The sequence below is a fragment of the uncultured Eudoraea sp. genome, from assembly GCF_947258525.1.
GTDB lineage: Bacteria > Bacteroidota > Bacteroidia > Flavobacteriales > Flavobacteriaceae > Eudoraea.
Genome location: NZ_CAMYIP010000227.1, coordinates 19,370 through 30,529, shown reverse-complemented (window position 1 = coordinate 30,529; position 11,160 = coordinate 19,370). Strand labels below are relative to the sequence as shown.

9 protein-coding genes and 1 pseudogene are annotated in these 11,160 nt (G+C 36.0%); 6 read left to right on the top strand and 4 right to left on the bottom strand.

The genetic code is table 11. The annotated features are described in order from the left end of the window. The coding region (locus tag Q0X89_RS17505) for an aminotransferase class I/II-fold pyridoxal phosphate-dependent enzyme (RefSeq protein ID WP_297696592.1) at nucleotides 1–255 on the top strand (255 nt) is incomplete at its 5' end. Between the two features lie 28 nt (nucleotides 256–283). Here Q0X89_RS17505 and Q0X89_RS17500 read toward each other — a convergent pair. Together Q0X89_RS17500 and trkA are read right to left on the bottom strand one after the other, a co-directional pair. Beyond that, nucleotides 284–1,676, bottom strand: a pseudogene (locus Q0X89_RS17500) (TrkH family potassium uptake protein). After that, the gene (gene trkA / locus Q0X89_RS17495) at nucleotides 1,676–3,025 is read right to left on the bottom strand and encodes a Trk system potassium transporter TrkA (RefSeq protein ID WP_297696590.1); all 1,350 of its coding nucleotides are present in this window, start codon (nucleotides 3,023–3,025) and stop codon (nucleotides 1,676–1,678) included. The pseudogene Q0X89_RS17500 and the gene trkA overlap by 1 nt, the downstream one beginning before the upstream one ends. A 245-nt stretch (nucleotides 3,026–3,270) precedes the next feature. Between trkA and ubiE the strand changes: the two genes are divergently transcribed. Both ubiE and Q0X89_RS17485 read left to right on the top strand, forming a co-directional pair. After that, nucleotides 3,271–3,999, top strand: coding sequence for a bifunctional demethylmenaquinone methyltransferase/2-methoxy-6-polyprenyl-1,4-benzoquinol methylase UbiE (gene ubiE, locus Q0X89_RS17490; RefSeq protein ID WP_297696587.1), 729 nt, complete (start codon nucleotides 3,271–3,273; stop codon nucleotides 3,997–3,999). A 4-nt stretch (nucleotides 4,000–4,003) separates the two neighbouring features. After that, nucleotides 4,004–4,702 (top strand): porin family protein, encoded by a 699-nt coding sequence (locus Q0X89_RS17485; protein WP_297696585.1) that lies wholly within the window; start codon nucleotides 4,004–4,006, stop codon nucleotides 4,700–4,702. A gap of 51 nt (nucleotides 4,703–4,753) precedes the next feature. Here the strand turns inward: Q0X89_RS17485 and Q0X89_RS17480 are convergent, their stop codons facing one another. Further along, a complete protein-coding gene (locus Q0X89_RS17480) occupies nucleotides 4,754–5,497 on the bottom strand; it encodes an RNA methyltransferase (RefSeq protein ID WP_297696583.1) in 744 nt (247 codons plus the stop codon). A gap of 24 nt (nucleotides 5,498–5,521) precedes the next feature. On the opposite strand from Q0X89_RS17480, the gene Q0X89_RS17475 reads away from it, so the two are divergent. The 3 genes from Q0X89_RS17475 to accD are packed head-to-tail and all read left to right on the top strand — an operon-like array spanning nucleotide 5,522 to nucleotide 10,124. Beyond that, nucleotides 5,522–8,107, top strand: coding sequence for a BamA/TamA family outer membrane protein (locus Q0X89_RS17475; RefSeq protein WP_297696580.1), 2,586 nt, complete (start codon nucleotides 5,522–5,524; stop codon nucleotides 8,105–8,107). A 60-nt stretch (nucleotides 8,108–8,167) separates the two neighbouring features. After that, complete coding sequence (gene fbaA, locus Q0X89_RS17470) at nucleotides 8,168–9,235, top strand: class II fructose-bisphosphate aldolase (protein ID WP_297696578.1); 1,068 nt, start codon at nucleotides 8,168–8,170, stop codon at nucleotides 9,233–9,235. A gap of 28 nt (nucleotides 9,236–9,263) precedes the next feature. Then, on the top strand, nucleotides 9,264–10,124 hold the full coding sequence (accD, locus tag Q0X89_RS17465; protein WP_297696576.1) for an acetyl-CoA carboxylase, carboxyltransferase subunit beta: 861 nt from the start codon (nucleotides 9,264–9,266) through the stop codon (nucleotides 10,122–10,124). A gap of 50 nt (nucleotides 10,125–10,174) precedes the next feature. On the opposite strand, the gene Q0X89_RS17460 is transcribed toward accD, so the two are convergent. Next, on the bottom strand, nucleotides 10,175–11,044 hold the full coding sequence (locus Q0X89_RS17460; protein WP_297696574.1) for a hypothetical protein: 870 nt from the start codon (nucleotides 11,042–11,044) through the stop codon (nucleotides 10,175–10,177). Nucleotides 11,045–11,160: the final 116 nt, after the last annotated feature.

Genomic DNA, 11,160 nt, shown 5'->3' with positions numbered 1-11,160 from the left:
GGATTTAATTTAAATGTCCCCGAAGGTGCTTTTTATTTTTTTTTTGATATTTCAAGTTTCTTTGGTAAGACCCTGAAAGGCACTACCATAAAAAATGCTTCTGATTTTGCTTTATATCTTTTGGAAAACGCTAATGTAGCTACTGTTACAGGTGAAGCATTTGGTAATCCAAACTGTATAAGGATATCCTATGCTGCTTCAGAAGATGAATTAAGGGAAGCCGTGAAAAGAATAAAAGCTGTGGTCTCAGTCTAGATTAGTCTTTATCTACATTTCTTAAAGATCATATCTTTTTCCAGAAATAAGGATTAAAAAGTATCAATACAGTAAATAATTCCAATCTGCCTGCAAGCATAAGAAAGCCACACCACCATTTTCCCAGCCACGGCAAGCTATTAAAGTTACTTACGGGGTTAAGGTCTCCAAAAGCGGGTCCAACATTTCCAAGAGACGATGCAGCGCCACCGATTGCGGAAATAAAATCCAGACCTAAAAAACTCAGTACAAGGGCACCTACTATGAAAAGCAACATATAAAGCACAAAGAATGCGATTATGTTATATACAATATGCTCGCTCACCGTTTTTTTATTAAATCTAACAGGAATAATGGCACTTGGATGTAGGGTTCTTTTAAATTCCAGCAACCCGTTTTTGATAATTAGGATATGCCTCATTACTTTAATACCTCCAGCGGTAGAACCTGCAGAACCACCCATAAACATAAGCCCGAAAAAGAAAACGGTTAAAAAGGGAGTCCATGCTGTAAAATCAGCGGTGACGAATCCGGTAGTTGTAATAACAGCGGTAATCTGAAACAATGCATGTCTGAAAGAGCTTTCAACTTCTCCAAATGGCATGGGGTGAAAGCTTGAAACTTCAACATTGGCCAGAAAATAAATAGCTCAATACAAAATTGCTTCCTGCAAGAAACATAAAAAATATAACTATATATTGTATTAGGGGACGGTTGTTCCAATAAGCTAGGCTGGCATTTTTGGTTGAAAATCCGCCTGTAGATAATGTAGCCATAGAATGGTTTAAGGCATCAAAAAAAGACATTCCGGCTACACTTAATAAAAGGGTTTCAGCTGCTGTATATCCAAAATAAATTAGCCAAAGTCTTTTCGCGGTGTCCGTAATTCTGGGATGGAGCTTATCTGCGTTTGGTCCGGGAGCTTCAGCAGAGAATAGTTGCATTCCTCCAATTCCAAGCAGAGGAAGTATGGCGATTGCCAGGACAATAATACCCATACCCCCAATCCAGTGGGTAAGACTCCGCCAAAAGAGGATACCTCTTGGAAGAGATTCAATATCGTTCAGAATTGAAGCACCCGTAGTGGTATATCCGGATATAGTCTCAAAAAAAGCATTCGTAATACTTGGGATAGCTCCGGAAAAAATATAAGGTAATATCCCGGAGGCAGACATTACAATCCAACCAAGTGTAACAATAATATACCCTTCTTTTCTTTTAACTTCTTTATCATGGCCTCTGGTGTAAAACATGGCCAGAACACCTAATAATAAAGTTATTATGGCCGCCAGGGTAATGTCAAGCGTAACTCCATCATCATAAATCCCACTAACCAAAGCTGCAATAAGCATGAAACCACCATTAAATGATAACAGTAATCCCATTAAGTGGATAATTATTCTATAATTAAGACCTGTCATTATATAAAAAGCCTTTCAATTTTTGAAATGGAATCTGGCAGACAGCAAACCACTACCCTATCACCTTCCCGAATCCTGAAATCGCCCAGAGCAATATTTCCAACTCCACCTCTTACAATCCCGCCAATTATTGCAGACCTGGGAAATTCAATTTCGCGTATGGCTTTTCCATTTACCCGTGAGGTAGCCTTTACTTCAAATTCCAGGATTTCCGCATTTAGGTTATTTAATCTAGTCAGAGCAACAACTGCCCCCCTTCTGATATACCTAAATATATTATTAGCTGCAAGCAATTTCTTATTAATTAAAGTATCAATACCAATGGAATGGGAAAGTTGGAAGTAATCCATATTTTCCACGAGAGCGATAGTTTTTTTGATATTCTTGGATCTTGCCATCAGACAAGACATAATATTAGTTTCTGAATTTCCGGTAACCGCAATAAATGCATCCATAGAATCCAGACTTTCTTCTTCCAATAATTCCACATTTCTGCCATCTCCGTTTATTACCAGAGCATTAGGCAGACTATCTGATATTTCAAAAGCCTTCTCCTTGTTTTTCTCTATCAGCTTTACATTAAATTTTTTAGAACAGAGATCACGGGCAGCGTTAAACCCAACTTTACTACCTCCTAAAATCATTACATTTTTTATCTCTTCTTTCTTTTTACCCGTAAGCTTGTAAAGTTCATCTACTCCTTTTTTATCAGTTACAAAATATACCTGATCATTGTCCTTAAAAACTGTATCGCCTCTCGGCATTAATGTATACTGGGTTCCAAGTCTTTGCATAGCAATAGGCATAAAGTGCAATTCGGGAAATATATGTGCTGCCTCTTTTACCGTTTTGCCAATAAAAGGTGCTCCCTTTGGTAAGACAACGCCAACCATTATCAGAGCCCCTTCCTCAAATTCGTAAGTGTCAAAAAAAGCAGACTTATTTAGTAAAAGCTGTATTTCAGTGGCGGCCAACTCTTCGGGTGAGATCAATTCATCAATTCCCATTTCTGAAAACTTAATCAGTTCCTTGTTATCTATGAATTCAATATTTGAAATTCTCGCAATTGTTTTTTTGCACCCCATTTGCTTAGCCAACAAGCAAAGGGTAATATTTGTGGTTTCCGAAGAAGTTACTCCAATTACAAGATCTGAACTTTCAACTTTCGCATCGCTTAAAACAGAAATGGAAGTAGCATCGCCTTTAAGTACTTTTATGTCTAAATGACTGTCTGCGTAGGTTAAACTTTCCTTGTTAGAATCAATCAAAGTAATATTCTGGGATTCATATGATAAAAGTTTTGCCAAATGAAAACCTACTTCACCTGCCCCCGCAATAATAATCCTCATCTTTAGTATTTATTAATTTTCAAGAGTCTGAATGTGGCGTAAAGGAGCTATTTTGATATAATATAAGCCAATGAAGCTCATGTACGTTGTTTTTGCAAAGTTTGCAATGGCAAAATTACGTAAATTTATTTTTATGAATGTCTAACTCGGTCAGCAAAAAAGGACATTGAATCTATTTGGAGTATCCTTGTAAATACCCATTTTTGAAGCGGGCTTTGTATTATCTTTGCCCGAAAATTTAGTTCATGTCAAAAAAAGTAAAGCCTTATAAAAAATCGACACTTGGAAAAAAGCAGCAGGTCACACAAATGTTTGACGCAATTTCCGGAAACTATGATGGTCTAAACAGGGTAATTTCTTTTGGTATTGATATAAAATGGAGAAACAGAGTAGTAGCTATTTTAAAGAAAAGAAATCCAACAAAAATACTGGACATCGCAACCGGAACCGGAGATTTAGCTATTAACCTTGTAAAAACAGGGGCAGAACAAATAGTAGGCCTGGATATTTCTAAAGGCATGCTCGAAGTTGGGAAAAAAAAAGTGACAAAAAAAGGTTTGGATACAACTATTGAAATGGTTGTTGGCGATAGTGAAAATCTGCCATTCGAAGATCATACCTTTGATGCTATTACTGTTGCTTTTGGAGTTCGGAATTTTGAAAATCTCGAAAAAGGTTTGGCAGAAATTTACCGTGTTTTAAAACCTTCCGGCACTTTTGTGGTATTAGAAACTTCTGTACCAACAAAATCACCCTTTAAACAAGGGTATTGGTTTTATACTAAAAGTATCCTTCCTTTAATAGGTAAAATGTTCTCCAAAGACCGTTCTGCTTATACCTATCTTTCAGAATCTGCTGCGGTTTTTCCGCACGGTCCGGCCTTCAACAATATTTTAGGGAAAATTGGGTTTATAGCTATGGAGAACAAGCCACAAACATTTGGTGTGGCTTCTATATACGTAGCTTCAAAATAGATAAATGAAATATATCTTAGTTTTTTTGATAGGTTTCTTAATACTGGTCGCAAGTCCATTGCATGCTCAATTCAAAGAAAAACCCATCATAAATCTTGAAAATGAAGATAAGGCCTTATTAAATTGGGGATATTACCTGGGGTTCAATCAATATGGCTTTAAATTTGAATATAAGAACGACCTGGATGATATCCTTGTAGATAAGTCTATTGGTTTCAATGTTGGCCTGATAGGGGAATTGAGGCTTAACGAATTTTTGGACCTACGATTTGAACCCGGATTGTTCTATGCAAGCAGAACCCTAGGTTTTAAAGGGTTTACCAATGCAAATGACGCTTTAAGAGAAGTAAAATCTACTTATATTAATTTTCCATTACTCCTTAAAGTAAGTGCTAGAAGATTTGGCAACTGGAAACCATATGTAATTGGCGGAGTATCTGCTTCTTTAAATTTGGGCAGTAACGAAAATAGCCTGGACGATAATAGCAGTGGCACTTTTCGAATGACAAAAACAGTCTATAACTGGGAAGTTGGCTTTGGTATTGATTTCTACACGGAATATTTTAAATTTTCACCTTCTATACGGGGAGTTTTTGCACTCAGCAATGAATTGGTCCCGGACAACGATCCGAACAGTCCCTGGACCGGAAATATAGATGCTATGAAAACCAGAGGGTTTTTCGTGAATTTTACTTTTGAATAAGCCTAAGCCTCTTATAAGTATTTGAATTTTTCTGCCACCAGGACTAAGCATTTAATTCGTTACACTTTTGCCTCTTCTAATTTCACTTAGAAAAATGGCCGTGGCGGTTGCAACATTTAAGCTTTCAGTCGTTTTTTTTCCATATTGAGGAATACTAAGTCGGTTTTTAGCCTTTATCCCAAGACCAACTTTCTCAGATATGCCTTTACCCTCGTTCCCCAATATTAATATCCCTTTTTCAGGCAGATTTACAGCAAACACAGAATTCCCATTCATATATGTGCCGAAAGCAACATTTTCGTTTTCTTCAAGTAAATCAGTAATATCAGTATAAACAATATTTACCCTGGCAATAGAACCCATGGTGGCTTGCAGGACCTTGGGGTTATAACAATCTACCGTATCAGGAGAACATATCAAATGTGCTATTCCAAACCAGTCGCACAACCTTATTATGGTTCCTAAATTTCCCGGATCCTGAATAGCATCTAAAACAACCACCCAATCAGAAAAATCAACATCTGCGACCTCGGGAATCTCAAATATTCCCAATAATTTATTCGGACTTTTTTGAGAACTTATTCTTGTAAGATCCTTTTCTGAAATATAATGGACTTCTACTTTATTTTTTGCTTTAAATTTGGGATCAGTGCTGTAGATACTATGTGTCTTAAATTTAGAATTCATAAGCTCCGAAACTACCTTCCTACCCTCAGCTATAAAAAGTCCGTTTTGAATTCGGTACTTTTTTTGATATAAGCTTTTTATAAATTTTAATTGACTTTTTACAACCATTCAAATAATGTATTTTTGGCTTCTATGAAGACCCTTCAGAGTTATGAAAAGAATATTGCAAAAATAGGTTTATTCTTGCTTATTGTTGCATTCACTTCCTGTAATACGCTAAGAAGGGTTGAGGATGACCAACTTTTGCTGACAAAAAATAACATTTACGTTAATAGCGAAAAAATTAAGAGTGAAGATATTCGGAGTCTTGTATTGCAAGAACCTAACAGCACCTTATTAGGCTATCCTTTGAGACTAAACCTTTATAATTTAGCAAAAAAAGATCCGGATTCTTCTTTCCAAGCCTGGCTTTACAGAAAAGAAAACAGGGAAAAAAGACTTGTAAATTCATTATCTCGAAAACAGGTTAATAGATTGGGTGAATCTTTTTTGGTAAAAGGTTATAGTGATTGGCTTAAAAAGATTGGTGAACCCCCTTCCATTATAGATACTTCACAAACTAAGAAATCGTTGGAACGTTTGAGCGTCTATTACGGTAGCAAGGGATATTTTAATAATACCACATCCTATGAATTAGATAGTACCAAAAAAAAGAAACGGGCTGAAATAAATTATAAGATTGCACTGGGAAAACCATTTATTGTTGATTCAATTTCCAGAAATATCAGCTCCAAAGCCATAGATTCTATTTACTCACTGAATGAGGCTGAATCCTTTATTGATAATAGCAAACAGTTTGATCTTGTTGATTTTAATAATGAAAGGGAAAGACTTTCAGAGCTTTTTAGAAATAACGGAGTATATAATTTTCAGGAAAGTTCTATAGCCTATGATATTGTAAGAGATACGGTAAGGCTTAACGATGATCAGAAAATGAATGTAAAACTTAATATTGGTAACCTTAGAAAGCGTGGCGATACTAGCATTACTACTGCGGAATATAAAGTCTTTCGTTTCGGAAAGATCAATATTTATCCGGATTATAGTTTCAGTGAAGATATTTCTACTTTAAAATCTGTAGAATACGATAATTATACGATTTATTATAAAGACAAACTCCGTTATAAACCCAAGGCATTAGCCGATGCCATTTTCCTGGAAAAAGACAGTCTATACAGAGACATTGATAAAATTCGTACTTACAGGCGAATTACTAATTTAAATACCTTTAAATATCCCAATATACTTTTTACAGAGGACAGTACCCAAACAAAACTAACAACAGACATTTTTTTAGCGACCAGGCCCAAATTTTCATGGGCTTTTGATTTTGATATTACTCACTCTAATATTAGATCATTGGGTATTGGTTTTAGTACAGCCCTTATCTCACGTAATATTTTCCGTGGTGCCGAAACCCTTAGCTTGTCTGTGGGAGGCACATTTGGGTTATTAAGTGATGAAACTTCTACGGAGAATTTCTTTTCTGAAGTAGGTGCAGATGTTGCAATAACATTCCCCAGAATCTGGTTTCCGTTTTTTAACTGGAAAAAAATAATTCCATACTATAAACTTCCGCAATCCAGGATTTCGGTGGGTACCAGTTTTCAAAAAAATATTGGTTTAGATAAACAAACATTTAATACCATATTAGGATATAACTGGGCTACCAACAATTTTAATAAAAACAATGTAGAATTATTAAACATTCAATTTGTAAATAATCTTAATCCCAATCGTTTTTATAATGTTTATCAAAGCACCTTTAATAGGTTAAATGATATTGCCGTGGATTATTCAGATGACCCTGCTTTAGAGGACTTTTATGTGATGCCAGAACCATCAGATGGTCCTACATTAATTATTCCTGAAGGTACAACAGGTTTTACTAATGCTATTTTGAATGGCGACGTAACTTCAAGTCCGGAAGATTTTGATGATGTGGCCAGCATTGAAGAGCGAAGAATTAGGTTAACCGAAAACAACCTCATTTTTGCAAGTAACTACACATTTAATAAAAACAATAGATCTAGTATTAATGATGAAAGTTTTTATTCTTTCAGATTTAAAATAGAAAGTGCAGGAGTTTTGTTATCTGCTATTGCTAACGTTATAGAATTTGACAAAAATGATAATGGAGATCGCACTGTCTTTGGTGTACCTTATTCCCAGTATATAAAAACAGAATTTGATTACATTAAACATTGGGATTTATCAAGATCCAATGTGCTTGCCTTTAGAAGCTTTTTTGGTATAGCCATCCCATATGGGAACTCTAATAGTGTGCCCTTTGTTCGCAGTTATTTTGCTGGTGGTTCAAATGATAACCGTGCCTGGTTTCCTTATTCCCTTGGACCAGGATCAACGGATAACATTAATGATTTTAATGAAGCGAACATGAAAATAGCTCTTAATCTGGAGTATCGGTTTCCTATTTTTGGGAATTTTAAGGGTGCAATTTTTGCAGATGCAGGTAATATTTGGAATGTTTGGGATAATGTAGAGGACCCTGCCGCTGTGTTTGAAGGTTTTGAATCACTCTCTGAAATAGCTCTTGGCACAGGTATGGGGGTTAGATATGACTTTACTTATTTCGTATTCCGACTAGATATGGGCTTTAAAACCTATAACCCCGCACTGTTGGGCAGTGAAAGATGGTTTAGCCAATATAATTTTGCAAACGCAGTATTCCAGATTGGTATAAACTATCCTTTTTAGACCTTTAATTATTTTACTACATTTGCCACAACTCATAAAAAACTAACAGACCATAAAATTATGTCGCATTCAATAAAACCAGGTGTTGCTACAGGTGACCAAGTTCAACATATTTTTAATTACGCCAAGGAAAAGGGATTTGCCCTACCCGCAGTTAATGTTATAGGTTCAGATACTATTAATGGAGTCTTGGAAACCGCTGCAGCTTTGAATTCTCCGGTTATTATTCAATTTTCTAATGGTGGAGCACAGTTCAATGCAGGAAAAGGCTTGTCTAATGAAGGTCAGCAAGCCGCAATACAGGGAGCCGTTGCAGGGGCAAAACATATACATCAGTTAGCTGAGGCTTATGGGGCTACAGTAATTTTACATACAGATCATTGTGCTAAAAAGTTATTGCCATGGATTGATGGTCTTCTGGATGCAAGTGAAAAGCATTTTGCTGAAACTGGAAAATCACTATACAGTTCCCATATGATTGATCTTTCGGAAGAGCCTATAGAGGAAAACATTGCCATCTGCAAAGATTATCTTGAAAGGATGAGCAAAATGGATATGACTCTGGAAATTGAATTAGGAATTACCGGTGGCGAGGAAGATGGCGTAGATAATACAGATGTTGATGACTCAAAATTATACACTCAGCCTGAAGAAGTGGCTTATGCATATGAAGAATTATCCAAAATAAGTCCAAGATTCACTATAGCTGCTGCATTTGGAAATGTTCATGGTGTGTACAAACCCGGAAATGTAAAGTTAACTCCTAAAATTCTAAAGAATTCTCAGGAATACATAACAAAAAAATACGGGGTTGAGCATAATCATATAGATTTTGTATTCCATGGCGGCTCTGGTTCTACTCTCGAAGAAATACGTGAAGCCATTGGATATGGAGTTATAAAAATGAATATTGATACAGATTTGCAATATGCTTTTATGGAAGGTGTCCGGAATTACGTACAGGATAAATCTGCATATTTGGAATCACAGATCGGAAACCCGGATGGTGCCGACCAACCTAATAAAAAATATTACGACCCAAGAGTTTGGCTGCGTGAAGGAGAAAAGACTTTTATTGAGAGATTAAAAAAAGCTTTTGAAGATCTAAACAATATTAATACCTTGTAGGTAACTTTTAGAATTAAACACTATTCCAATGACGGCTTGGTTCAAAAGAACAGAAAAAGGTATACAGACTGCAACTGAGCAGAAAAAAGATACGCCAAAAGGCTTATGGTATAAATCTCCCACTGGGAAAATTGTTGAGTCTGAAGAATTAGCGAAAAATTTTTATGTCAGTCCTGAAGATGATTATCATGTAAGAATCGGAAGCAAAGAATATTACGAAATTCTTTTTGACGACAACAAATTTCGAGAACTGGATGCCAAGCTAACTTCCAAAGATCCCTTAAAATTTGAAGATACTAAGAAATATTCTGAAAGATTAAAAGCAGCTCAAAAAAAGACGGGCTTAAAAGACGCGGTGAGAACAGCAGTAGGCAAGTCTATGGGTAAGGACTTGGTAGTATGTTGCATGGATTTTACTTTTATCGGTGGTTCTATGGGTAGTGTTGTTGGTGAAAAAATTGCACGAGGAATTGATTATTCAATTAAAAAGGGAATTCCCTTCGTAATGATATCCAAATCTGGCGGTGCCAGAATGATGGAAGCAGCTTTGTCATTAATGCAACTGGCCAAAACATCTGCAAAATTAGCGCAGCTTGCTGAAGCGAAAATTCCATATATTTCTTTGTGTACGGATCCTACAACCGGCGGTACAACTGCTTCCTATGCCATGCTGGGAGATATTAATATCTCTGAGCCCGGGGCGTTAATTGGTTTTGCCGGGCCCAGAGTAGTTAAAGAGGCAACCGGAAAAGATCTTCCGGAAGGATTTCAAACCTCGGAATTTGTTTTGGAACATGGCTTTTTAGATTTTATTTCCCACAGAAGAAATCTTAAAAAGAATATTAATCTGTATATAGATCTTATTCAAAATATACCTATTAGAAAATAAAAAACCCTGAACTTCAAAAGCCAGGGTTATTTAATTATTGGTAAGTTTTTTTATTTCTTAAACCTTCTTAAAAATATTTCCTCAGATTCTCCATTAGGATAAGTAAGAATCCCTTTGGAATCGCAACTACCATCTCCAAAATCAAGACTTACGGTTGTATCATTTTTGGAAATTTCAAGTATTCCACTTACGATGAATCTACAAGATAGTTCTCTTCTTAGCGGGCTTATTGTTTCTTTTACAAAAACATTATCCAATTTACCCGTATATGTACCCTTACCAGAGATAAGAAAAACGTTATCGCCCCAGAATCCGCTTCCAAAACCTTCAATCCATTCCCTGGTTCTGTTACCGGTAAAACTGGCAGAACTACCATCGGGCCATTCTCCTGTAAAACTGGCAACAGCATCTGACTGAGGATTTCCATTGTCGTTAGAACGCATACGTTGCACTGTGGCATTACCTTCAACAGAGACTCCGTTAAACGTAAAGTTCTCCAGTGATAAACTAAGCATGTTTGTCGCCGCCTCCATATCCTTAAGGTAACTCAGTATAATTTTACCACTTAACAAATTCCCATTGGGTAATTCGCATCCCTCACCAAAATCAATAGTTTTTTCTTTACTGGTACTGGTCACCACAGTAGTAATTGTCACACAATCTGGTAAATAATCAGAAATGTAAGAACCCCTGGATGTAGCTTGGATTTCGTCAGTAGCGTAAACATCCTCTCCAATGTTAATGATTTCCTCAGAAATTAATTCAGATTCATCACTTGCCTGAAGTTGTGCTACTTCAAAAGTTTCGGTTTCACCGGTTTCAATTATTTCCGGTGACTCGTCTTTGTTACAGGAAAAATTAAATACTATTGCTAGAAGCAATAATCCTGTAAAATTCAAATTTTTAAAACAGTTTTTCATATTATCATTTTTTTATTATTACCATCCTTGGACCCTTGTTATCCACAAAGGTTTAATTGGAACTCAAAAAAAGTGAATGACTCCTGCTTTATTTAAATTTATTTTAAATTTATTAC

Excerpts from the sequence above, each read along its gene's own strand:
- trkA (WP_297696590.1), bottom strand. The coding sequence starts at position 3,025 with ATGAGGATTATTATTGCGGGGGCAGGTGAAGTAGGTTTTCATTTGGCA.
- ubiE (WP_297696587.1), top strand. The coding sequence starts at position 3,271 with ATGTCAAAAAAAGTAAAGCCTTATAAAAAATCGACACTTGGAAAAAAG.
- Q0X89_RS17485 (WP_297696585.1), top strand. The coding sequence starts at position 4,004 with ATGAAATATATCTTAGTTTTTTTGATAGGTTTCTTAATACTGGTCGCA.
- Q0X89_RS17480 (WP_297696583.1), bottom strand. The coding sequence starts at position 5,497 with ATGGTTGTAAAAAGTCAATTAAAATTTATAAAAAGCTTATATCAAAAA.
- Q0X89_RS17475 (WP_297696580.1), top strand. The coding sequence starts at position 5,522 with ATGAAGACCCTTCAGAGTTATGAAAAGAATATTGCAAAAATAGGTTTA.
- fbaA (WP_297696578.1), top strand. The coding sequence starts at position 8,168 with ATGTCGCATTCAATAAAACCAGGTGTTGCTACAGGTGACCAAGTTCAA.
- accD (WP_297696576.1), top strand. The coding sequence starts at position 9,264 with ATGACGGCTTGGTTCAAAAGAACAGAAAAAGGTATACAGACTGCAACT.
- Q0X89_RS17460 (WP_297696574.1), bottom strand. The coding sequence starts at position 11,044 with ATGAAAAACTGTTTTAAAAATTTGAATTTTACAGGATTATTGCTTCTA.